Genomic DNA, 22,368 nt, shown 5'->3' on the forward strand with positions numbered 1-22,368 from the left:
CCGCCATAACGCAAGAACGTATGGCTGGCGGCCTCGGCTGGCGTCGTTGGACGGCCAGCCTGATCGAGATAGGCGGGCGATGCTACGAGAATACGGTGGTTGTCCGCGAGCTTTCGCATCATCGCTGAACTGTCGGCGAGCGCGCCGATGCGAACAGCCACATCGAGCCCCTCGTCGACGATGTCGACCATGCGATCATCGAGCTCCAATGAAACCGACAAGCGCGGATATCGCGTCGTGAGTCCGCTTAGCACCGGCGCCACGCAGCGTCGTCCGAACGCGATCGGGGCACTGACGCGCAGCGTTCCAACAGGCTCGTCATGAGCGCTTGCCAGGCTCGCTTCCGCCGCTTCGATGGTGTCGAGAGCGCGTTCCACGTCCACCAGCAGACGCGCGCCTTCCTCGGTCGCACTCAGCGCTCGCGTCGTGCGCTGAATCAAGCGGACTCCCGCACGCTCCTCCAGCGAGGCCAGCCGCTTGCTCACCACCGCAAGCGTCACACCCAGCCGCTGTGCCGCGGCGGACAAGCTACCCGCTGTCAGAATAGCTCGAAACGTCTTCAGCTCGTTGAGATCGTCGAGCACGAATTATCAACTCTCGTTCCAGAAAGCATCAAATATCGACCGCCTTATCGCACATCGCGCAATAGCGCAAATTGTTCGCATGACACAAACAAGCCCCACGATTACCCGCCGGACGTTGCTCGGCAGCGGCTTGACGGCCGCAGCAGCGCCCGCCCTGCCTCAATCGGCGGATACCAAGGAGACCAACATGGCTGCGACCGAAGCTTATTGGCCGAACAGTGCACGACTTGCCGTCAGCTTCTCGCTGATGTTCGAGGCCGGCGGCCAGCCGATTTCTGGCGCGGGTGGTGTGATCCCGGACCCGATCGAAAAGGGGCTGCCCGACCTGCCGACCAACGCATTCTTTCAGTACGGAGTATACGAGGGCGTGCCCCGCATCCTCGATTTGATGGACAAGCACAAGGTCAGGCTGTCCTCGTTCATGATCGGCCAAGCGGTCGGGAAAGCCCCCGATCTCGCAAAGGAGATCGTGAAGCGCGGCCATGAGGCGGCCGCGCATGGCCGGGCTTGGCAGAACAGCTACTTCCTTGATCCCGACGCGGAACGGAAATTCATTGCGGATAGCGTGGAAACTATCAAGAGCGTAACCGGCCAGCAGCCGATCGGCTGGAACGCCTATTGGATGCGCAATTCCCCGCACACGCTCGACATCCTGCACTCCCTCGGCTTCAAATATCACATCGACGAGCCGAGCGCTGATCAGCCCTTCATCGTGAAGCTCAAGGCCGGCGATTTCGTGACGGTTCCATATACGCTTCACATGAACGACATCGTTTCATACCCCTTTGTCGGCTACAATCCGTCGGCTTATGAGCAGGCGCTCAGGGATGAGTTCGATCAGCTTTACGAAGAAGGCGCGCACAGGCGCCGAATGATGGTCGTCTCCTTGCACGACCGTATCTCGGGCCACGCCAACAGGGTGCGTGTGCTGGACCGATTCCTCGCCTATGCGAAATCGAAGCCTGGCGTGTGGTTCGCCCGTAAGGACGAGATCGCTCGATGGGCGCTCCAGCATCGGTCGATCACACCAGTCTATGACCGTGCTGCGCCGACGATCGGCGGACTGCCGGGGTCCGCGACTTAGCGTAGGCCACAACGAACACATTGCCCTGGCAGCTGGCGCGATGGTGGACATAGAACTCGGCCCTATTCCGGCGAGGATGCCGCCGACGCGGAAGTAAAAGGAACAAGCGATGCGAACTCTCCTGACTGCAAGCGCCATCATGGCCACGCTGCTGTCTCCCTTGGCACGTGCAGACGACGTCAAGATCGATGATCTGATCGTAAGCGCGACGACGACGGATGAGCAGAAAGCCGCGATCGTGACGGCTGCAAAAGCGTTCTATGTATTCTGGAACACGGGCGACGAAAGGGCGCTCGCTGCGATTGCTCCGACCTTCACTGACCACACCCTGCCGCCGGGACGGCCGCAGGGGCCGGAAGGTCCCGCGTTTGCATCCAGGCATTTTCGTGCAGCCGTGCCTGACCTCGGCGTCGAGGTGCGAAAAATGATCGTTGCAGGCGACTACGTTACCGTCCACATGGAGTTCAAGGGGCATTTCACCGGCACCTTCGGTTCGACTAAGGGGCAGGGCCAGGCGATCACGTTCATTGCCACTGATCTGCTCAAGGTCGTCGATGGCCGCATTACTGACAATTGGCACATCGAAGACAACCTGACGCTACTCATCCAGATGGGCGTCGCCAAGCTAGCACAGTGACCTCTGCTGCATTTGGCCTGACACGGTGACTGTGCGTAGGATGCGCAGAGCGCAGCGAAATCAATCGAGAGTTTCCGACGTAAACGTGATAGGTTCCGCAAGTGCTCTACCCATCCCACGCGCTGACGCAAGTCCACCAAGGACCACCAGCCTCCGCGGCGCTCGATTACTGTCTGCCCTGCCGCGAACGTCCGAATGCATAGCGCGGATTGGCCCCGCAGGTCGCGTGGGTGCCGGAGGCAGCCGCCCTGCATTGCTGGAGAGTCGAGAACTGGCAGTTGCCGGGAAAGCCCCAGCGGCGGCCTTGCAGGCAGTAGCGATCTGCGACTGCGGGCGAGAGCGATCCGACCGTGACCAGGATCAAAATGGCGGAAACCGCAGCAAACAGAATATGGCGCATCGGAGTCCTCCTGTATTGCGCGTTGGGTAAGTGCTCACTCGTGCTCCACTTGGGTTGGAAGGCACCAAGTCCGAGGTCGACTATAACTTCAGCGTTCGGAATGATTATCCGTTCATACCCCTAGAGGTCGCAGTGATTTTCCCGACATCCCTGCAAGCCGCCTCTCGGAAGCAAACATCGCGGCATTTTGAACGAACGTCGGCGACGGGCCGGATCCGAACTCATGCTGCAAATTCAAGAAGGTGTGGCGTACCGACGAGGTATCAGCGCGTGCCTCACAAGGCATAACGCCGGTAGAGCACGACGATGACAGCGAGGACCGTCCCGGCATAAACGACCTGCGCTGCGTGATCCAGAACAACGGCGGCGCGCTTTTGGCCGGCGTTCCGAAGCTTTTCATGCTTGTAGCCCGCCAATATCGTCATCAGGCATAGTACAAAGAAGATGTAGAACATCTCTTCGACCACCACCGTGTATCCGACATCGCCGATCTGGCTGCTCACCGCCACGAGCAGCACCGCGCTCGCCAGGATCGAGGTCACAGGGATCGTCACGCGTTCACGAAACATGGTTTCGGGAAAGAACAGCGTCGCGAATACGACGAGCACGAGCAGGAACATCGGCAGCAGGTTCTTCAGCATGTAGATGGAGGAGCTGCGGCGCAGCACGATGGCCGCATCGAATCCTGCGAATTCCGTCGTTGCCTCGGCGTCAAACAAAGACGCTTTGCCGAGCGTCGATCCGCTGGACATGGATTCGACGAAATAGTTCAGCCCGAGAAATCGCCAGAGCGGAAGTCCGGAATAGGCCCCGTCGTCGGCCCGCGAGCTGCCGTCGTCGGCAAGGCGCAAGCCGAACCGATCGATGACATAGGTGATGAGTTCGCGCCGCTGTTCCGTGTTCTGGAAATGCAGACGCAATTCCTGTGTGTCGAACGGATAATCATGGAGATCGAAACGGGTTCTGAAATCGCCGTTGATGCGATAGAGCCGATAGCTCAGCCCGTCTTCCTGTCCAGCCTGAATCGGCCGAGCTGCATCGAAAGCCCCGCGATCCAGCAAGGCCGGGAATTCGACGTGCGTCTGCACCTCATCGTCGCCAGCGAACCGCATCCAGAGATAGAAGTCGACGTTGAACGAATTTTGCTTCACGTCGATCCGACTGACGCGAATGATGTCGATGCCGGTATAAACGACGCGTTGAATCCAATAGCGCCGACCTTCGAACGCGACGACATGGCCCTTCTCCCGTTCGGCGTCGAGATCGATACCATCCGGCTGATCGATGCGCACGAGTTGCAGCGGCGCCGTGACGAACCGACCGTAACGGAAGAAACCCATCCGGATCGGACGCGGGATGTCGCGGTTCGCGTTGAAATACAGCCGCCCCGTCAGCCCGACGACTGCCGATTTCGGACTGTCGATCGCGGCCAGAGCGAGGCGCACCCGGTCGCGATCCGCAACCTTGCTGTCGGATGGTTTCTGAATCCCCTGCCCCATGAACCGGCGATGTACGGCAGCTCGTCGCAGCGCGTCGATCATCAGGCGCGCGGCGTCATACGAGCCCCCGCCGACCCAGCTTGGGGAGGTCCCCGCTCTCGCTTTGTAGTCGGCGGCGAAAGCCTGCGCCGCCACGCCGGCGCTGTCGAAGATCAGCGACGATGCCGCATACAGATTCTCAGTGAAGAAACCCGGACGCGCTTTTTCCTCGGGCTCGTTGACGAAATTTCTCAAATAGCTTTCGCGGCCCGCGCCCTGGGTTGTGATGATCGTCCCCTTGATGCCGCGGCGGCGCAGCGCCTTGACGATGTCTGCGATATGGTCGGCCGCCGCGCCGACGACGATGACACCGGGACCAGGTTCCTGCACGGCAGCGTCCAGCGCCTCATCCATCGATCGGACCTGACCGGCCGCGACGTCCAGTCCGAACACACGCAACTGCTCCGCCGGATAGGCCGCCGCAAATCCACGCTCAAAACTCTTGCCGTAGGAATCGCGCGTGTGAACGAGACGGACTCTTGGCTCCTTCATCACGGCGCGCAGATGTTCCGCGATCGAGCGCGCCTGTGCGGAGACCGGAGACAGCGCACGAAAATAGTAGTCATTGGTGGATGTCAGCTCGTCGGCAGCCGCGCTTCCCGTGAGCGCCGGAATCCGCGCATCCTTATATGCCGGCGCTGCCGCGAGCGATGCGGAGCTGAGATAATGGCCCAGCACAGCGACGCATGGGCTGTCGGCGATCGCCCGCGCATTCGCGCGCGCCACGGCTGGATCGCTTGCGTCGTCGAACAGAACGAGTTCAATCGGCCGTCCGTTGACGCCACCCTTGGCGTTCACTTCGTCGATTGCAAGCTGCATCGCGATCAGGCTTTCCGTCCCGGCCGGGGCGGATGGGCCCGAGAGCGAATTGGCGAACGCGATGCGAATAGGCTCCGGGCGGATCCAGAGGATGGCAGCCCAGGCGACGCTGAGCACCAGGGCGACGCCCGCAACAACAGCAAGCCACATGATAAGCCGCTGCTTCATCGTCGATCCTCGCATCGGTCGGCATAAGCCGAGATTCTCCAGATCGAGGCCTCAGTCAGGTGGAGATTGCCGCCGCCGAGAGCGTTTTACAAGCCTGCCCGATCGCTCCCCGGCAAGGTCTACGACCGCTCAAAGCGGATGAGGGAAAAATTGTACGCCGCGCGCTTTCGTCAAAAGCCGAAATGACCGGCGGGCCAAAGGCGCCCCCTCGCTAAACCGACTTGCGCCCGTCAGGCAGCCGGAGCGCTCCGCTGCCACGCCGCAGATGCTTGATCCAGATCAAGGCCGCCACGGCAGCGCCACAACGGAATGGGCTCGATGGCCGCGCAGAATGCGCCGCCCTAGCCAAGGAGATGATCGATCATGCCCTCCTCGAATTCCCTGTGTAGCCTGGTTCTCGCTGCTGCGGGCGCCGTGCTGCTCGGCACCGGCGCCCAGGCCGGGCCGATCCCGACGCATCTTTCGACGATGAAATCGATGGTCGATCAGGCCACGACCGAAGTGCGCTGGGTCGGCGGCTGGCGTGGCGGCTACGGCTATCGCGGTGTCGGCTGGGGCTATCGCGGCGGCTACGGTTATCGCGGCTGGGGCTACCGCGGCTACGGGTATCGCGGCCTCGGCTACGGTGTCGCCGGCGCCATCGTCGGCGGCGCGATCGCGCGGAGCGCCTACTATGGAAGCTATGGTGGCTACTATGGCGGTTATCCCGCCTACGGCTATCCGGCCGCGTCCTATGACGGGTATGATGGCGGCTATGGCTACGGCTACGGCGGCGGTGAGTGCCCGCCCTCCGGCAGCTACTGGGCCTACTAGCGGGAAGGTCTTCGTCTCTTCGGAAGGCGGCTGGCCACCGGCCGCCGTTCGTAGATGATCCACTTCACGCGCCGACGGGCAGCACTTCAGCCCTGGCCCGCCGGCGGGACGACATACAGCGTCAGCGCAAAGACCGCGTAGATGAAGATCATCAGCGCGCCGACGAACCATGCCGAACGGCCGCTGGCGGTGATGAAGGCCGCCGTCACCGTCGCGATCATCACCATGGTGACGGCCCCCGGCCAGAACTGCAGGTCCATCGGCTTCGGCCCCACGACATAGCTGAGCAGTACCAGCGCGGGGGCAACGAACAACGCGATCTGCGAGGCGCTGCCGAGCGCGATGCTGACGGCCATGTCGAGCCGGTCCTTGCGCGCCGCGCCGAAGGCCACCGCGAATTCGGCGGCGGCCCCGACCAGCGAAACGACGATGAAACCGACAAAGGCCGGGCTCATCCCGAAGGTCTCCGCCGCCTTCTGCACCGATTCCACGAAGATTTCGCTGACCAGCGCGACCAGCACGGTGACGACCAGCAGCGTGCCGACGGCGATGCCGATCGGCCAATGCGCCTCCTTGTCGTCGCCGTGATCGGCGCTTGCGAACAACTCCTTGTGCGTTCGAAGCGAGAACAACAGGCCGAGCCCGTAGGCGATCATGAGCAGAACGGAAATGCCGAGGCTGAGCTTGTTCAGGATGCCTCCGCCCTGCGGCAGGTGCTCGAGATCGGCGACTGCGGACGGCGCAAGCAGGGCGACGGTTGCCATCAGCAGCAGGCCGGACGAGAGCCGCGCGCCGGCGCGGTTGTATTCCTGCACGTGGTAGCGCAGGCCGCCGAGCAGCAGGCAGGCCCCCAGCATGAACACCGCGTTGGTGACGATCGCACCCGCGATCGAGGCCTTCACCAGCATGTACTGCCCAGCACGCAGCGCCGTGATGGCGATGATCAACTCGGTCAGATTGCCGAGGGTGGCGTTGAGCAGTCCGCCCACGGCATCACCGGTCTTCGCGGCGACCGCTTCGGTGGCATGGCTCAGCAGCGCCGCAAGCGGCACGATCGCAAGCACCGCCAGCACGAAAAGCAGCGTGTGGGAATGCGGGGCCACCGCCTCGGCCACCAGCACGATCGGCACGAAGGCCAGCATCCAGAGCAAAGGGGTATCCCGGATTTCCCTGAGCAGGGTTTGCATATGGGCCGTCCTTTCCATCGATGTGCTGATGGAAAGGTCCGGTGGGCCCGCGGAACGAGTATTGATCTGGCTCAACGGTGGCCGGGAGAGGCGCGCCGCTCGACGGCACGGCCAACAGCGGAGCCTCGAGCGAACGCGGCGACGTCTTCAACTGCGGCCGGGGGTAGAGGATCCAGCTAGAGATTGCGCATGTGGCCGATCAAAGCCGCCAGCTCGTTCTGTCGATGGGTCGCCGTTTTGCTGAAGACCGCCTTGATCTGGTTGCGGACCGTTTCGCGGGAGAGTGCCAGATCGTCGGCGATCATGTCCGGCGACCATCCAGCAGCGATCAGTCGCGCGACCTTTGCCTCGGCCGTCGTCAGCGCGAAGATGGCCGCGAGCAATTCGATCTCGGATTTGCGAACGACCTCCATGTCCGTGAGCGTCAGGATGAACCGCGCCCCCAGAAACGGCGATCGGGCAGCCGCCGGAACGGGCAACAGCTTGACGACGATCGGACGCTTGCTCTCTCGCCGCGCAACGATGATGTTACCGGTGCGGCCGCCGGCGCGGAGACGGAGCTCCCGATCGGAGCTGGTCAACCTCGCGTCGAGAGCACGAGTTGCCCTGCCATCGCGCATGTATAATCTGTTGTTGTGAACGCGGAAGTCGGCATCGAAAATTTCGGCCGCCGCCGCGTTGATCTCCAGCACGCGCCCCATGCTGGTCATTGACATCGCCGGTTCGTTGATTGAATCGAAAGCGCTTAAGGAGCCAAGCAACGCCTGCCTGCCCACCGCATGGGACAGCGTGGCGGCCTCGGTCAACGCATCCGAGAGCAACGCGAACGCCTTCAGGTCATCGTCCTCGAACGCTCCTTCCTCACGCTTGCGCTGGAGCGCGAGGACCCACAATGCCGGCCCCGCCAGAAAGGAGATCGCCGACCACCATTGGAAGCCGAAGTGGCCAAGATGCCGGTAGAGGGGGGTCCTGAGAAAGTCCTGTTCGGAGGAGAAGATATCCTGATCGCGCAGAACCTTCCTGCCGGACAGCAGCAGCGGAACGCCCCTGACGGCACGGACATCCTCGACGTGAAGGTTGGCCGCAAAGTAGCTCTGGAAGGCCTCTTTCGTCGAAGGCGTCACCGGGACATCGGACGTGCGGACATCACTCTGGAGCAGCCCCGCGCCTGACGTAGCCGTTGCGGAGCAAATGTCCTCCATGAGCGGTATCCACTGGCCGGGGTCCAGCACCACCTCGCCCAACCGGGCTTTCGACCGCTCCAATCGCTGGAAATCAAGACGCCGCAAACAGATCACCCAGAAAAACATCGTCCAAATTCGGACAATCCTTAGATACTTGCCCGCCGCTGTCAATCGACACCGGCCCCGGTTAACGCGCTGCGGGCGCTGGAATTTCGGGCAATTCCGCGGGCATAACCCAACTGGGTCATGCCCGAATGGCCGGCCGTCGCCACTGTCATCCCGATCTTGGAGGTCGGAGTGAATGGGCCAGACGCATAGCGGGATTGATTTGGAGGGGCTTGACCGGGAAGTGGGCGACTTCTGCCGCTTCTTCGAGCTGATGCCGAGGGACCCGGCAGCGGCGATGCACGGGGCGGTCTCCCAGATGCATGCTCTGTGCTCCGCCTTGGCCAAGCTTCCGGCTCCGGTCTGGAGTTCACCGAATGTTCAGAGGCTCCTCGCACCGGCCCGTCATCTCCACGCCCGCTCCTCCTTTGTTCGCAGACTTCAGGAGTGGCCACGGGGCTATCCCGGTGATTTCGAAACTGTCGAATTGCTCGCAGCCGGGGCCAGCCTGCCGACCACCGCCGATCCGGGCGACTGGATCGAATGGTACGCGCTCAACACCGCCATCGCGCAGCAGCACCGAAACAGGATCTGGTGGCAGTACCTCAAGATGTGCGCCACAACGCCGGGGCGCATTCTATCGATTGGTTGTGGCGGAGGCGCCGACTTCCAGATCGCACCACATCGATTTACGGGATCCACGGTCGCTCTCGTGGATCTCGACAGGCAGGCCCTCGCTCTCGCCGAAGAGCGACTGAGCCGCTATTGCGATGTTCACATCGTCTGTGGCGACGTGAGACAGGCGATTCGACAGGTTCAGGACGAAGGCCCGTTCGATGTCGTCGTCTGCGGCTGCCTGTCCGATTACCTCGACGACCGGACGGTCATTTCCATTTTGGGGGAATTGCGCCGCCGCCTTCTCAGGGTGGGCGGATCGATCGTCTTCACGAATATCGCCGAGGGAAATCCGTTTCGCGTGTGGATGGAGGCCATCGCAGATTGGAAGCTGGTACATCGCTCCGAGCCCGAGCTTCGAAAGCTCGCGACGGCGGCGGGATTCGATCGCCTCGATTGTTCCGTCCAACGGGACCCGACCGGATTGACTCACCTTGTCGAACTCAGCGTCCCGTAGCGCCGTGGCACGCACCACGATCATGCCGCGCAATGCCGTCCCCGACCTCCGCCATCCACGCGCGAGGTCGAGGTCGCGGCTTCCTGGCTCGGCGCCAGCCAGCTTCTTCCTGCTTGTGAATGGCCGGCAAGTGTTTGGATTTTGGAAGCACCGATATTTGAAACCATAGTGCCGCCGGCTCAGGCAACGCTGTCCTTGGATTATTCATGCGTACGCTGCTCATCATTTTAGGCATCTGGATATTGATCAACATCCTTTTCGTCGTCGTCATGATCCCGCCGCCGAAGGCGCAAACGTCCGGTCCGGATCGCAGGTCGGGCGGTCTTTCTCCGGTCCCGGTCCGCAATGACCCGGCTGTGTCCCGCGAGGATCCCCCCGTTTCGCTTCGCCATGTGATCATCGCGATCGCACTTGGCGCGTTCTTTTCACTGACGCCGCCCCTCCTGGAGGCCTACGACATGCTCAGCAGCAAGCTGCGGCGGCTGCGGAGACAGAAAGACGACGAGGACACGACAGAGCAGGAAACGCTGCAGTCGATGCTCACGAAGCTGAAGGTCGAGTACGACGAACGCTCGTCGGGCGATCGGCCGGGCAAGGATGACAACGACCAGCGCTAACGCGCCGCTCGACGGCACGGCCAACGGCGCGATCCGGCGCGACAGCGGCTCACAGGCCGCAACGTCGGAGCCGCGCTCACATAAAGTTGCTGCTGTAATCTGAAGGCGTGACGGCAGACGTCGCTTCCCGACGAAAAATCGGCACATTCCAGCCGCCAACAATCGCCACCCATGGCGCAGTTACACAGAATGGCCGGCGGATCGACGAAACCGCCCGCCTATCGAAGCGGCACGGGCCCAGCCGGTTCGTCACAGGAGACGCACGACGTGAACACCTCGAAGCTGAGATCCGGAGGGCAGCAGCCCTGCTCGACCTGTGGCGGCCCGTCCTGGTCGCGGCGCGGCTTTCTTGCGGGAGCCGGTGCGCTTGGCCTGGCCGCGTCGATCCCGACCGTTGCGGCGCGCGGACAGACCACGCCAGCGCTGATCGATACTCATCTTCATTTCTATCCACCCGAGTATCAAAAGCTTTGGCTTGGTTACGAGGACGCTCGCAAGCAACCGCACTTTCCCGGCCAAGTCGCCTGGACCCGCGAGAAGCTCGTCGAAGACATGGACCGCAATGGCATACGTGCGGGCATTTTGTCGGTCGCCTCCACCCCGGGTGTATGGTTCGACCTTGGAGCGGCGGAAGCCGGCCGGCTGGCGCGCGCCTGCAACGAATACGCGGCGGAGATGATGCGCGACCATCCTGGCCGTTTCGGCCTGTTCGCGACCCTGTCGATGCTGGATGTCGATGCCACGCTCAAGGAAATCGAATATGCCTTCGACACGCTGAAGGCCGACGGCATCGGGCTGCAAAGCAGCTACGGCGACAAATGGCTCGGCAATGCCGCCTACAAGCCGGTACTGGAAGAGTTGAACCGCCGCAAAGCGGTCGTTTACGTGCATCCGCTGGTCGCGAGTTGCTGCAGCGCGCTCAGCGTCGGCACGTTTCCGGCGGTGATCGAAGTCCCGCACGACACCACACGCACGGTGACGAGCCTTCTGCTCAGCGGCTCATTTGCCCGCTACCGGGACCTCAAATGGCTGTTCTCGCACGCCGGCGGCACTATCCCGATGATGGCCGGGCGCATCAATTCGTTCTACGGGGCGCGGCCCGACCTGAAGGAGTTTGCACCGGAGGGAATCGAAGGCGAGCTCCGCCGGCTTCACTACGACACTGCGAACGCGACTTTCGCGCCCTCCATGGCCGCGCTGCTCAAGCTCGTACCCGCCTCCCAGATCACCTACGGCACCGACTATCCGTATTTCGGCCTTGCTCAGTTCGCGCAGTTGCAGAAGCTCGGCCTCTCCACAAGCGATCTCGACGCGATCGGCCAAGAGAATGCGATACGCCTCTTTCCCCGGCTGCGGGCCTAGGGCATCATCTTTGAAAGTATGAGCGGCGCGCGTCTGAGCCTTGCTCCCGCGGGTTGCCACGATGACATCTTGCCAGTGTTTTGCCCGACGGGTCAACGCGATCGCAGCTGCGGATGCCGTCGCGACACGTCGCGAAAATCCCTTATCGATCAAGGGACCTTCTACTGTGCATGGGGTTGTTTTTCGACTTTTTTGTTTCGAGCCCCGAGAAAACTCCAAGAAAAACGAAGACGCCCCTCACTCCACCTGCAGGATCTCCGCAATCGCCGCCCCCGCCGCGATGGTGCCGAGTTTGCCGCCGACGTCCCGCGTCACCCGGCCCTCGCGGAGCGCCTTCGCCACCGCCGCCTCGATCGCACGCCCCGCTTCCTCATAGCGGACGGCGCCCGTCTTCTCGCCGTGCCAGGCCAGCAGCAGCGCCGTCGACAGGATCAGCGACACCGGATTGGCGACGTCCTGCCCCGCGATGTCGGGCGCCGAGCCGTGTGCGGCCTGCGCCATGGCGTAGCGGTCACCGACATTGAGCGAGCCGCCGAGCCCGAGACTTCCTGAGAGTTCGGCCGTGAGATCGGACAGGATGTCGCCGAACATGTTGGTCGAGACGATCACGTCGAAGCGATCGGGGCTCCGCACCACATGCGCCATCATGGCGTCAACCAGGACGTCGTCGACCTCGAGGCCGGGATAGCTCTTCGCCGCCGCGCGGCAGATGTCGAGGAACATACCGTCGCCGATCTTCAGCACATTGGCCTTGTGCACGATGGTGAGATGCCTGCGCCGCTTCATCGCGAGACGGCAGGCGGCGTGCGCGATGCGTTCGCAGCACGCCCGCGTGATACGGCGCAGCGAGATCACGACATCGGGCGTGACCAGCATCTCGCCATTGCCCTGCTCCATGTTGCGGTCGGCGTAGAACCCTTCGGTGTTCTCGCGGACCACGACGAGGTCGAAATCACCGATGCGGCCTGGCCGCCCCTCATAGGTGCGCGCGGGCCGGATATTGGCGTAGAGGTCGAGGTTCTTGCGGAAGTGCCTGGACGGATTGATCTCGCCATGCGCCTCGTCCTTGAAGTCGAAGGTCGCGGTCGGCCCCAGGATCAGGCCGTCGGCGGCGCGAACGATGTCGAGCAGCTCGGGCCGCACGGTGGTGCCGGACAGCTTCAGGCTCGCATGCCCGACTGCATGTTCTTCCAGCCGCAGATTGAGCTGGAAGCGCTCGGAGGCCGCGCGCAGTACGCCCGATGTCGCGGTCGTGATCTCGGGGCCAATACCGTCACCGGGCAGAACGACGATTCGCATGGCGTTTCCCCATAATTGCAGCAGCCAGCGCAATCATACGCCAGAGCGCCGCCATATCGCCCGACCTTCGCGCATACACAGCATGCAAGCATATGCCTGTGGCAGCGGCCTTCGGCGTAGTACATGCCAAAAGTCCTCTCAGCCGCCGGAGCAAAGCGCGCACGCAATGACAATCACGTTACCTGCCGCCGCGCGCGAGCCCGACCACACCATGTCCGACGGCCTTCCGGCCGCGCAGCGGCGCTGGGCCATCGCGGCGATCTTCACGGCGCTGGCGATGGCCTCGCTCGACACCGCGATCGCCAACATCGCGCTGCCTGCCATTGCCGCCGACCTGCACGTCACGCCGGAACAGTCGGTCTGGGTGGTCAACGTCTACCAGATCGCGCTGGTGGCAACCCTGCTGCCGCTCGGGGCGCTCGGCGAGATCGTCGGGCATCAGCGCATCTATCTCGGCGGCCTGATCCTGTTCACCATTGCCTCGCTGTTCTGCGCAGTGGCGTGGTCGCTGGACAGCCTGCTGGTGGCACGCACGCTGCAAGGCCTTGGTGCGAGCGGCATCATGAGCGTCAACACCGCGCTGGTGCGCTTCGTCTATCCCGGAAGGATGCTGGGCCGCGGTTTTGGGCACAACGCGCTCGTGGTCGCGACCGCTTTCACCTTCGGTCCCTCAATCGCCTCCGCCATCCTCGCGCTCGGCCCGTGGCCGTGGCTGTTCGCGGTCAACATTCCCTTCGGCCTGGTCGCGACCGGCATCGGCTTTGCGATGCTGCCGAAGACTCCGCGCGCCGATCACGGCTTTGATTTCCTCGGCGCGATCCTGGCCACCGCCTGCCTCGGCCTGTTCATCACCGGCATCGGCAGCGCCGCGCATAATCTGTCGCCTGTCGTCGTCGGCATCGAGCTGGTTGCGGCCATCGCGTTCGGCTTCATCCTGACGCGCCGCCATGCCGACCATCCCGCGCCGATGCTACCGATCGACCTGTTCGCCCGGCCGATGTTCGCGTTATCGGCGGCAACGGCGGTATGCTCCTTCGCCGTTCAGGGGCTCGCCTTCGTCTCGCTGCCGTTCTATTTCGAGGACGTGCTCGGGCGGTCGCAGGTCGAGACGGGCTTCTTCATGACGCCGTGGCCGCTGGTGGTCGGCATCATGGCGCCGATCGCAGGGCGCCTCTCCGACCGTCACAAGGTCGGCCTGCTCGGCGGCATCGGCCTCGTGCTGCTCGGCCTCGGCATGGCATTGCTCGCGATGCTGCCGTCCAACCCTGCCATCCCCGACATCATCTGGCGGATGGTGATCTGCGGCATGGGTTTCGGCTTCTTCCAGGCGCCGAACATGAAGGCGGTGATGTCGAGCGCGCCGCCCCATCGCAGCGGCAGCGCCTCCGGCATCGTCGCGACCGCGCGCCTGACGGGACAGACGACGGGCGCTGCTCTCGCCGCTCTCTGCTTTGCGCTCGCCGGCCACGACGGCGCAACCGTCGCGCTGGCCCTCGGCGCGGGCTTTGCCGCGCTCGGCAGCGTGATGAGCTTTTTGCGGCTCGCGGTGAAGTAAGCGCTCAGGCCAGGTGCGGAGCCGCCGTCACGTCGATCGTCGCCGCCGGGATGACGGGCTCGTCATCGAGCGCAGCGAGGCGTGTGTCGATGGCTTCGATGACCTTGCGCGAGAACGGCCCAAGATGCGCATAGGCCGCGATCATCTGCACGGCAATGCGCGCCGACGACGTGTCGCGCTTGGCGCAGTTCATGAAGGTCTGCCACAGCGGCCCGCGCGCCTCGGGAAGTGCGGTGACAACGCGATGCACCGTCTCCATCGCTCCGAGCCTGGCGCGGATATCGCCTTCCGCGAGCTCATGGCGCTGCCGCGAACGGTCGAGCAGCGTCATCAGGCGGTCGACACGGCGTGCATACGCCGCCGGGCTGTAGATGTGCTCCAGCACCCGCTTGTAATCGGTCAGGATGTCGCGCAACGGGCGCACCGGATCGAAGTTGATGCCGGCCGTGCACTGATCGGCACCGATGGTCGGCGCCACATCGTGGCCCGAATGCAGCCGGCCCTCGCGCTCCAGGCGGCGCGTGAGCTGCGTGTTCGGCAAGGCATAGAGCAGGCCGACCATGGCGACCGGAATGGCGGCCTCCTCGATGAAGTCGATCATCGCCTCGGCCATCGAGACCTTCTCGTTGTCGAAGCCGACGATGAAGCCGGCGGTGACCAGGATGCCGGCGGCGTAGATCTTGTGGATGCTCTCGGCGATGTTGCGCCGTGTATTCTGCTTCTTGCGCATCGCGACCAGCGTCGCCGGATCCGGGCTCTCGATGCCGACGAAGATGCCGAAGAAATTGGCGGCCCCCATCAGCTCCAGCAGTTCAGGATCGTCGGCGAGATTGACCGAGGCTTCGGTCGATAGCTCGAACGGATAGCCGTGCACCCGCTGCCATTCGGCGAGCTGCGGCAGGAATTGGCGCAGTGACTTCTTGTTGCCGATGAAATTGTCGTCGACGAAGTCGAGATGGCCACGGTAGCCCATCTTGTAGAGCGTCTCGAGCTCGACGAACATCTGCTCGGTCGTCTTGGTCCTGGGCACACGACCGTAGAGCTCGATGATGTCGCAGAACTCGCAGGTGAACGGGCAGCCGCGCGAATACTGCACACCGATATAGAGATAGTCCTCGAATTTGAGCAGGTCGAAGCGCGGCACCGGCGTCTTCGTGACGTCGGCCTGGAATTTCGGCGCGGTGAAGACGCCGGAGCGGGCCCCGCTTTCCCAGGCGGCGATGAACTCGTCGATAACGCCCTCGGCCTCGCCGAGCACCCGGAAGTCGGCCCGCTCGTAGATGTGGGGGCTCGAGGTGGGATCCGGTCCGCCGACGACCACCGGCTTGCCGGCGGCGCGGCAGAGCTCGATCAGGCGGAGCGTATCGGACTGTTGTGGCAACATGCCGCCGGTGAAGACAACGTCGGCCCAGGCGAGGTCCTCGTCACTGAAGGATTGCGTGTTGCAATCGATCAGCCGGACCGTCCAGCTCTCGGGCAGCATCGCGGCAACGGTGATGAGGCCCAAAGGGGCGGCAGGGCGCTTGACGCCCATCACCTTGCAGGATTCGCCGAAGCTCCAGAAGGACTCTGCCGAAAACAGCGGATAGAGCATCAGCACATTGCAAGGGCTAGCCACGTCGATGGAACTCCTTTTGACTCGGGTGCAGTGTAAGCAAAGCGGTGCCGTCTTGCACCCCGGTAAAAGGGACAAACTGTCGCCGGCCCCATGCGCGGAACCGCAGGACGTCGTCCCAGGCCGGGCGCTGGCGCCCGTAGAAGGGCCCGTTCGGCCCTGCGAGGCCGGGCCAGGCCAAACACCGGGGCCCCCCTTATCTTCCCGCCCCCGCCAGATTCTTCTGCGCCGACCCCTCAGACTGTTGATTTGAACAGTTCCAGTTTGCCGGACACATTGCGCCCCTGAGTCCGATCGGTGGATCGGACCAATCAGGGGACTGCGATGGCAAACCTAACAATCAACGGAAAAAGCCTCACTCTCGACGTCGAGGCGGATACGCCGCTGCTCTGGGCGATCCGCGAGAATGCCGGTCTGACCGGCACCAAATATGGCTGCGGCATCGCACAATGCGGAGCCTGCACGGTTCACATCGACGGTGTCGCCACCCGCTCTTGCGGCGTCTCGGTCGCGGAGGCCGAAGGCAAAAAGATCACCACGATCGAGGGGCTCGCCTCGGGCGGCGTGCTGCACAAGGTGCAGCAGGCCTGGATCGCGAAGGACGTTCCGCAATGCGGTTATTGCCAAAGCGGCATGATCATGGCCGTGGCGGCGCTGCTGAATGACAAGCCCAAGCCGACCGATGCCGACATCGATGAGGCCATCACCAATATCTGCCGCTGCGGCACCTTCCAGCAGGTGCGCGAGGCGATCCACACGATCGCAGCCGCGTAGGGAGCCGCACCATGAACAAGCACGTCTCCCCCAAGATGAACCGCCGTGCCTTCGTCATCGGCACCGCCGCCGTCGGTGCCGGCCTCGCCATCGGCCTCGACCTGCCCTTCGGCGGCCCCGCCGTGGTCCGCGCCGCCGACGGCTCGCCCGAGATCGGCGCATGGGTCGTGGTCAGGCCCGACGACACCGTCGTGATCCGCATCGCCCGCTCCGAGATGGGCCAAGGCTCGCTCACGGGCCTTGCCCAGCTCGTCGCCGAGGAGCTCGAATGCGACTGGTCGAAGGTCACGACCGAATATCCAACCCCCGGCCAGAGCGTCGCCCGCAAGCGCGTCTGGGGCGATTTCTCCACCGGCGGCAGCCGCGGCATCCGTTCCTCGCAAGACTATGTCCGCAAGGGCGGCGCCACCGCGCGCGTAATGCTGATCGAGGCCGCCGCCAACGAGTGGAAAGTGCCGGCGTCCGAATGCACCGTGGCCAGGGGCGTCATCACCCACAAGGCATCGGGCCGGAGCACGACCTACGGCAAGGTCGCCGAGGCCGCCGCAAAGCTGACCCCTCCGGCCGACGTCAAGCTCAAGGATCCCAAGGACTGGACGATCATCGGCAAAGGCTTGTTGCGGCTCGACACCGCCGACAAGACCACCGGCGCGATGACTTACGGCATCGACGTCAAGCTGCCGGGCATGCTGAATGCCGCGATCAAGGACTGCCCGGTGTTCGGCGGCAAGCTGAAGAGCTATGACGAGGCCAAGGTCGCCGGCATGAAAGGCGTCAAAAAGGTCGTCAAGGTCGGCGATACCGCAGTCGCGGTCGTGGCCGACACCTGGTGGCACGCCAAGACCGCGCTGGAAGCGCTGCCGATCGTCTGGGACGAAGGCGACAACGCCAAGGTCTCCAGCGAGTCGATCGCGAAATGGCTGGCGGAAGGCCTCGACAACGACCAGCCGGCCTATGTCGGCAACAAGAACGGCGACGCCAAGGCGGCGATCGCCGGCGCCGCCAAGAAGGTCGAGGCCGTCTATAGCTATCCCTACCAGAACCACGCCACCATGGAGCCGATGAACGCCACCGCGCTCTATACGGCGGACAAGTGCGAGGTCTGGTGCGGGACGCAGAACGGCGAAGCCGCCTTCGCGGCGGTGCTGGAGGCCTCCGGCCTGCCGGCCGAGAAGTGCGACGTCCATAAGGTAATGCTTGGCGGCGGCTTCGGCCGGCGCGGCCAGACGGACTATGTCCGCCAGGCGGTGATGATCGCCAAGCAGATGCCGGGCACGCCGGTCAAGCTGTTGTGGTCGCGCGAAGAGGACATGGCGCACGGCCGGTATCACCCGATCACCCAGTGCAAGATGACCGGCGCGTTCGATGCCAACAACAACCTGGTCGCGCTGCACTACCGCCTGTCCGGACAATCCATCCTGTTCTCGCTGCGCCCGGAAGCGCTGCAGAACGGCATGGATCCGGCTGCATTCCAGGGCGTCGCCCAATCCGGCGAGGCTGCGTTCGGCTACTCGGTGCCGAACCTCTTGGTCGAGCACGCGATGCGCAACCCGCACGTTCCGCCGGGGTTCTGGCGCGGCGTCAACGTCAATCACAATGCGATCTACATGGAATGCTTCATGGACGAGCTCGCCCATGCCGCAGGCCAGGATCCGCTCGAGTTCCGCCGCAAGCTGATGGGCAACCATCCCAAGCATCTGGCGGTGCTCAATGCGGTCGCCGAGAAGATCGGCTGGAGCACGCCGGCGCCACAGGGCGTCTATCGCGGCATCGCGCAGGTGATGGGCTATGGCAGCTATGTCGCCGGCGCCGCCGAGATCTCGGTGACCGACGGCAGCAAGATCAAGGTGCACCGCATCGTCGCCTCCACCGATCCCGGCTACGTCGTCAACCCGGCGCAGGTGGAGCGGCAGATCGCGGGCTCCTTCGTCTACGGCCTCTCCGCACTGTTCTACGGCGGTTGCACCGTCAAGGACGGCAAGATCGAACAGACCAACTTCGACACCTACAATTCGATGCGCATCAACGAGATGCCGAAGGTGGAATCGGTGATGGTGCCGAGCGGCGGATTCTGGGGCGGCGTCGGCGAGCCCACCATCGGCGTCGCAGCCCCGGCGGTGCTCAACGCCTACTTCGCGGCAACGGGCAAGCGCATCCGCTCGGTGCCGCTGCGCGACCAGAACATTACCTTCGCATAAGAGGAGCCGTGGCGGCCACGACCGCCGCCACGGCATTTTCCGGATCAAACCCATGAATGCGCCGGTGACGCGGCGGAATGCCGTCCTCGGCATCGCCGTCGCGGCCACATCGCTCGCCCTCCCTTCGATCCTGCATGCACAGTCAGCGGGCCGCATTATCGTGGTCGGCGGCGGGTTCGGGGGCGCGGCCTGCGCGCGTGCGCTCAAGCGCACCGATGCGAAATTGCAGGTGACGCTGATCGAGCCGAACCAGCTCTTCACCGCCTGTCCCTTCAGCAACGAGGTGATCGCCGGCCTGCGCGACATCGAAGTGCAGCACTTCGGCTACGACAGGCTTGCCGCCGAAGACATCACCGTCGTCGCCCAGGCGGCGACCAGGATCGAGCCGCAGCAGCGCAGTGTCACGACCGCCGACGGCGTCACGCTCGGCTACGACCGCCTCGTGCTCTCCCCCGGCATCGACTTCCACGCTGAAGCCCTGCCCGGCTATGACGACGCCGCGTCGGAAAAGATGCCGCATGCCTGGAAGGCCGGTGCGCAGACGCTGCTGCTGCGCAAGCAACTGGAAGCGATGGCGGAGGGAGGTACGGTCGCTATTGCGATCCCGGCCAATCCCTCGCGCTGTCCGCCCGCGCCTTACGAGCGCGCCAGCCTGATCGCGCATTACCTGAAGACGAAGAAGCCGCGTTCGAAAGTGCTCGTCCTCGACGCCAAGGACAACTTTTCGCAGCAGCGACTGTTCGAGCAGGCGTGGAAGGAGCTCTATGGCGACATGATCGAGCGCATTTCTCTGTCGCAAGGTGGCCGCGTCACCTCGGTCGATCCTGCGACCAGGACCATCATCACCGAGTTCGGCAACTACACCCCCGACGTCGCCAACGTCATCCCGCCGCAGCGCGCCGGCCGCATTGCCGAGATCGCAGGCGCGGCGGACCACACCGGCTGGTGCCCGATCGATCCTGTCACCTTCGAGTCAAAGCTCGTTCCGAACATCCACGTCATCGGCGACGCCTGCCTCGGCGGCGGCATCCCCAAATCGGCGGCAGCTGCGAGCGCTCAAGCCAAGGCCTGCGCCAGCGCGATCATCGGCCTCCTCGCAGGCCGCACGCCGGAGGCGCCGCGACTGACCGGCGTCTGCTACAACACCGTCGCCCCCGGCTACGGCTTTTCCCTCGCCGGCAACTACCAGTCCAGGGGCGACATCTTTGCCGAGGTCGAAGGCGGCACGACCAGTCCGGTCGATGCGCCGCGCGAGCTGCGCGCCCGGGAGGCGGCCGAGGCGGAACGCTGGTTTCAAACCATCACGGCGGATACCTTTGGCTAGAGCATCCGTGCATATCGCAGTGCTTATCGCCACGAGCTTCGCCTTTGCCGGCGATGCGCGCGCGGACGAGCTTGTGCCTTACCAGATCGTCGGCGACGGCATTCCACAATCGCTCACCGGCACGCCCGGCGATGCCGCGCGCGGACGCACGCTGGTGCTCGCGCGCACGACCACCTGCATCCTCTGCCATTCCGGCCCGTTTCCGGAAACGCGATTCCAGGGCGACCTCGCGCCTGATCTCACCGGCGCCGGGAACCGGTGGTCGGCGAACCAGTTGCGGCTTCGGCTGGTCGATGCGTCACGCTTCAACCCTGACACCATCATGCCGTCCTATTATCGCAAGGACGGGCTCGTCCGCGTCGGGCGCAATCTTGTCGGCAAGCCGATCTTGTCGGCTGCAGAGATCGAGGACATCGTGGCCTATCTTGCAACGCTTCGGGACTAGACCGTTCATGCCAACCACGCGACGACAATTCCTGAGCCTTGCCGGAGGCGTCACCGCCGCCGGGACGATCCCGATCGTTACGCTGCGGCCGCTGGAGGCGACGCCGGCCATGCTCAACACCGCGATCCGCAACGTCGTCGGTGAAGCACAGATCCGCACCGGCAGGGTCAAGCTCGACATTCCGCCGCTGGTCGAGAACGGCAACACGGTGCCTATGACGGTGAGCGTCGCCAGCCCGATGACGGCGACCGACTACGTCAAGAGCATCCACGTCTTCAACGAGAAGAACCCGCAGCCGAACATCGGCAACTTCCATCTCAGCCCCTCCTCCGGCCGTGCCCAGGTCTCCACCCGAATCCGCCTCGCCGACACCCAGAAGGTGGTCGCGATCGCGCGCCTGTCCGACGACACCTTCTGGCAGGCGATGGCCGACGTCGTCGTGACGCTGGCCGCCTGCACCGAGGAGATGAACTGATGGCCGCACTCATCAACGTCCCGGCCAAGGCCAAACGTGGCGACGTCATCGAGATCCGCACGCTGACCTCGCACATCATGGAAACCGGCTTCCGCCACACCGCGGACGGCAAGCTCGTGCCACGCGACATCATCACGAGCTTCACCTGCCGCTACAATGGCACCGAGATCTTTCGCGCCGACCTGTTTCCGGCGATCGCCGCGAACCCCTATCTGTCGTTCTTCACCGTCGCGAAGGAGAGCGGCAAGTTCGAGTTCGAATGGAGCGGCGACAACGGCTATTCATCCACCGCCTCCGCATCGATCACGGTCGAATGATTGTTTGGCGCGCGATAACGGCAGCGATACTACTCGTCACGGGCCATGCCCTGCTCGCTGGAGAGATCCCGCCCGATGCGCGCCGCTCCGGCTATTCATTCATGGGGCCCGACACGCGCGCCATGCAGGACGACGACACGTCCAATCCGGGCATGCTGTTCGTACTCGACGGCGAGGCGCTCTGGGGCAGGAAGATAGGCGAAGCCGGCAAGGCCTGCGCGGATTGCCACGGCGACGCGCACAGCAGTATGAAGGGCGTCGCAGCACGCTACCCCGCCTTCGACAAGGTGCTGGCGCACCCCGTCACGCTCGATCAGCGCATCAATCTCTGCCGTGCCAATCATCAGCGGGCAACGCCGCTTCCTTACGAGAGCCGCGACCTGCTCGCGCTATCGGCCTATATCGCCCACCAGTCTCGCGGCGTCGCGATCACCGCGGGCGACGATCCGCAGCTCAGGCCGTTCATCGACCAGGGCCGCGATCTCTTCATGCAGCGTGAAGGCCAGCTCAACCTCGCCTGCACCAATTGCCACGACGACAATTTCGACAAGCGCCTCGCGGGCGCCCCGATCACGCAGGCGCAGCCGACCGGCTATCCGCTCTACCGCCTGGAGTGGCAGACACTGGGATCGATCGAGCGCCGGTTGCGCAGCTGCATGAGCGGCGTTCGCGCCCAGGCCTATGATTACGGCTCGCCCGAGCTGGTCGCGCTCGAACTCTACCTGATGTCAAGGGC

General features: G+C 64.0%; 21 protein-coding genes. 14 read left to right on the plus strand and 7 right to left on the minus strand.

Annotated features, from left to right (window positions below; genetic code table 11):
* Positions 1 to 584: LysR family transcriptional regulator (locus tag A5906_RS30985; protein WP_136615613.1), on the minus strand; the 584-nt coding region annotated here is incomplete at its 3' end.
* On the opposite strand from A5906_RS30985, the gene A5906_RS30990 reads away from it, so the two are divergent.
* Entirely contained in the window at positions 568 to 1,668 is a 1,101-nt protein-coding gene (locus A5906_RS30990) for a polysaccharide deacetylase family protein (RefSeq protein ID WP_201723807.1), read from the plus strand. The genes A5906_RS30985 and A5906_RS30990 overlap by 17 nt on opposite strands.
* A 139-nt stretch (positions 1,669 to 1,807) precedes the next feature.
* Complete coding sequence (locus tag A5906_RS30995) at positions 1,808 to 2,305, plus strand: ester cyclase (RefSeq protein ID WP_245326990.1); 498 nt, start codon at positions 1,808 to 1,810, stop codon at positions 2,303 to 2,305.
* Positions 2,306 to 2,471: 166 nt separating this feature from the next.
* Here the strand turns inward: A5906_RS30995 and A5906_RS31000 are convergent, their stop codons facing one another.
* Both A5906_RS31000 and A5906_RS31005 read right to left on the minus strand, forming a co-directional pair.
* A complete protein-coding gene (locus A5906_RS31000; protein ID WP_080138980.1) occupies positions 2,472 to 2,705 on the minus strand; it encodes a DUF3551 domain-containing protein in 234 nt (77 codons plus the stop codon).
* A gap of 275 nt (positions 2,706 to 2,980) precedes the next feature.
* Entirely contained in the window at positions 2,981 to 5,230 is a 2,250-nt protein-coding gene (locus tag A5906_RS31005) for an ABC transporter substrate-binding protein (protein WP_080138981.1), read from the minus strand.
* A gap of 363 nt (positions 5,231 to 5,593) precedes the next feature.
* Between A5906_RS31005 and A5906_RS31010 the strand changes: the two genes are divergently transcribed.
* Positions 5,594 to 6,043 (plus strand): hypothetical protein, encoded by a 450-nt coding sequence (locus A5906_RS31010; RefSeq protein ID WP_080138982.1) that lies wholly within the window; start codon positions 5,594 to 5,596, stop codon positions 6,041 to 6,043.
* A gap of 86 nt (positions 6,044 to 6,129) precedes the next feature.
* Here A5906_RS31010 and cax read toward each other — a convergent pair whose 3' ends face one another.
* Positions 6,130 to 7,230 carry a calcium/proton exchanger gene (gene cax / locus A5906_RS31015; RefSeq protein WP_080138983.1) on the minus strand — a complete coding sequence of 367 codons (1,101 nt, stop codon included), beginning with the start codon at positions 7,228 to 7,230 and terminating at the stop codon, positions 6,130 to 6,132.
* A 176-nt stretch (positions 7,231 to 7,406) separates the two neighbouring features.
* The gene (locus A5906_RS31020) at positions 7,407 to 8,540 is read right to left on the minus strand and encodes a helix-turn-helix transcriptional regulator (protein ID WP_080138984.1); all 1,134 of its coding nucleotides are present in this window, start codon (positions 8,538 to 8,540) and stop codon (positions 7,407 to 7,409) included.
* Between the two features lie 175 nt (positions 8,541 to 8,715).
* On the opposite strand from A5906_RS31020, the gene A5906_RS31025 reads away from it, so the two are divergent.
* The 3 genes from A5906_RS31025 (at position 8,716) to A5906_RS31035 (ending at position 11,630) form a co-directional block, all read left to right on the plus strand.
* Entirely contained in the window at positions 8,716 to 9,651 is a 936-nt protein-coding gene (locus tag A5906_RS31025) for a class I SAM-dependent methyltransferase (protein ID WP_080138985.1), read from the plus strand.
* 206 nt (positions 9,652 to 9,857) lie between these two features.
* A complete protein-coding gene (locus A5906_RS31030) occupies positions 9,858 to 10,268 on the plus strand; it encodes a hypothetical protein (protein ID WP_080138986.1) in 411 nt (136 codons plus the stop codon).
* A 189-nt stretch (positions 10,269 to 10,457) separates the two neighbouring features.
* The gene (locus tag A5906_RS31035) at positions 10,458 to 11,630 is read left to right on the plus strand and encodes an amidohydrolase family protein (protein WP_245326991.1); all 1,173 of its coding nucleotides are present in this window, start codon (positions 10,458 to 10,460) and stop codon (positions 11,628 to 11,630) included.
* Between the two features lie 237 nt (positions 11,631 to 11,867).
* Here the strand turns inward: A5906_RS31035 and A5906_RS31040 are convergent, their stop codons facing one another.
* Positions 11,868 to 12,929, minus strand: coding sequence for an isocitrate/isopropylmalate dehydrogenase family protein (locus A5906_RS31040; protein ID WP_080138987.1), 1,062 nt, complete (start codon positions 12,927 to 12,929; stop codon positions 11,868 to 11,870).
* Positions 12,930 to 13,095: 166 nt separating this feature from the next.
* On the opposite strand from A5906_RS31040, the gene A5906_RS31045 reads away from it, so the two are divergent.
* Positions 13,096 to 14,484, plus strand: a complete 1,389-nt coding sequence (locus tag A5906_RS31045) for an MFS transporter (protein WP_080138988.1) — start codon at positions 13,096 to 13,098, stop codon at positions 14,482 to 14,484.
* A gap of 4 nt (positions 14,485 to 14,488) precedes the next feature.
* Here A5906_RS31045 and A5906_RS31050 read toward each other — a convergent pair whose 3' ends face one another.
* Positions 14,489 to 16,108, minus strand: a complete 1,620-nt coding sequence (locus A5906_RS31050; RefSeq protein WP_080139022.1) for a B12-binding domain-containing radical SAM protein — start codon at positions 16,106 to 16,108, stop codon at positions 14,489 to 14,491.
* Between the two features lie 315 nt (positions 16,109 to 16,423).
* Here A5906_RS31050 and A5906_RS31055 point away from each other — a divergent pair, with 315 nt between their 5' ends.
* From A5906_RS31055 to soxA, 7 genes are all read left to right on the plus strand, one after another.
* Positions 16,424 to 16,873 (plus strand): (2Fe-2S)-binding protein, encoded by a 450-nt coding sequence (locus A5906_RS31055; protein ID WP_080138989.1) that lies wholly within the window; start codon positions 16,424 to 16,426, stop codon positions 16,871 to 16,873.
* Between the two features lie 11 nt (positions 16,874 to 16,884).
* Positions 16,885 to 19,071 (plus strand): xanthine dehydrogenase family protein molybdopterin-binding subunit, encoded by a 2,187-nt coding sequence (locus tag A5906_RS31060; protein WP_080138990.1) that lies wholly within the window; start codon positions 16,885 to 16,887, stop codon positions 19,069 to 19,071.
* 52 nt (positions 19,072 to 19,123) lie between these two features.
* Positions 19,124 to 20,395 carry an NAD(P)/FAD-dependent oxidoreductase gene (locus tag A5906_RS31065; protein WP_080138991.1) on the plus strand — a complete coding sequence of 424 codons (1,272 nt, stop codon included), beginning with the start codon at positions 19,124 to 19,126 and terminating at the stop codon, positions 20,393 to 20,395.
* Entirely contained in the window at positions 20,388 to 20,840 is a 453-nt protein-coding gene (soxX, locus tag A5906_RS31070) for a sulfur oxidation c-type cytochrome SoxX (RefSeq protein WP_080138992.1), read from the plus strand. Before A5906_RS31065 ends, soxX begins: the two co-directional genes overlap by 8 nt.
* A gap of 7 nt (positions 20,841 to 20,847) precedes the next feature.
* Entirely contained in the window at positions 20,848 to 21,315 is a 468-nt protein-coding gene (locus tag A5906_RS31075) for a SoxY-related AACIE arm protein (RefSeq protein ID WP_080138993.1), read from the plus strand.
* Entirely contained in the window at positions 21,315 to 21,632 is a 318-nt protein-coding gene (gene soxZ / locus A5906_RS31080) for a thiosulfate oxidation carrier complex protein SoxZ (protein WP_080138994.1), read from the plus strand. Before A5906_RS31075 ends, soxZ begins: the two co-directional genes overlap by 1 nt.
* The coding region (soxA, locus tag A5906_RS31085) for a sulfur oxidation c-type cytochrome SoxA (RefSeq protein WP_210189987.1) at positions 21,629 to 22,368 on the plus strand (740 nt) is incomplete at its 3' end. The genes soxZ and soxA, both read left to right, overlap by 4 nt.

Source organism: Bradyrhizobium sacchari (assembly GCF_002068095.1).
Lineage (GTDB): Bacteria > Pseudomonadota > Alphaproteobacteria > Rhizobiales > Xanthobacteraceae > Bradyrhizobium > Bradyrhizobium sacchari.

Coding starts and splice junctions, on each gene's coding strand:
- A5906_RS30995 (WP_245326990.1), top strand. CDS start 1,808: ATGGCCACGCTGCTGTCTCCCTTGGCACGTGCAGACGACGTCAAGATC.
- A5906_RS31000 (WP_080138980.1), bottom strand. CDS start 2,705: ATGCGCCATATTCTGTTTGCTGCGGTTTCCGCCATTTTGATCCTGGTC.
- A5906_RS31005 (WP_080138981.1), bottom strand. CDS start 5,230: ATGAAGCAGCGGCTTATCATGTGGCTTGCTGTTGTTGCGGGCGTCGCC.
- A5906_RS31010 (WP_080138982.1), top strand. CDS start 5,594: ATGCCCTCCTCGAATTCCCTGTGTAGCCTGGTTCTCGCTGCTGCGGGC.
- cax (WP_080138983.1), bottom strand. CDS start 7,230: ATGCAAACCCTGCTCAGGGAAATCCGGGATACCCCTTTGCTCTGGATG.
- A5906_RS31020 (WP_080138984.1), bottom strand. CDS start 8,540: ATGTTTTTCTGGGTGATCTGTTTGCGGCGTCTTGATTTCCAGCGATTG.
- A5906_RS31025 (WP_080138985.1), top strand. CDS start 8,716: ATGGGCCAGACGCATAGCGGGATTGATTTGGAGGGGCTTGACCGGGAA.
- A5906_RS31030 (WP_080138986.1), top strand. CDS start 9,858: ATGCGTACGCTGCTCATCATTTTAGGCATCTGGATATTGATCAACATC.
- A5906_RS31035 (WP_245326991.1), top strand. CDS start 10,458: ATGGCCGGCGGATCGACGAAACCGCCCGCCTATCGAAGCGGCACGGGC.
- A5906_RS31040 (WP_080138987.1), bottom strand. CDS start 12,929: ATGCGAATCGTCGTTCTGCCCGGTGACGGTATTGGCCCCGAGATCACG.
- A5906_RS31045 (WP_080138988.1), top strand. CDS start 13,096: ATGACAATCACGTTACCTGCCGCCGCGCGCGAGCCCGACCACACCATG.
- A5906_RS31055 (WP_080138989.1), top strand. CDS start 16,424: ATGGCAAACCTAACAATCAACGGAAAAAGCCTCACTCTCGACGTCGAG.
- A5906_RS31060 (WP_080138990.1), top strand. CDS start 16,885: ATGAACAAGCACGTCTCCCCCAAGATGAACCGCCGTGCCTTCGTCATC.
- A5906_RS31065 (WP_080138991.1), top strand. CDS start 19,124: ATGAATGCGCCGGTGACGCGGCGGAATGCCGTCCTCGGCATCGCCGTC.
- A5906_RS31075 (WP_080138993.1), top strand. CDS start 20,848: ATGCCAACCACGCGACGACAATTCCTGAGCCTTGCCGGAGGCGTCACC.
- soxZ (WP_080138994.1), top strand. CDS start 21,315: ATGGCCGCACTCATCAACGTCCCGGCCAAGGCCAAACGTGGCGACGTC.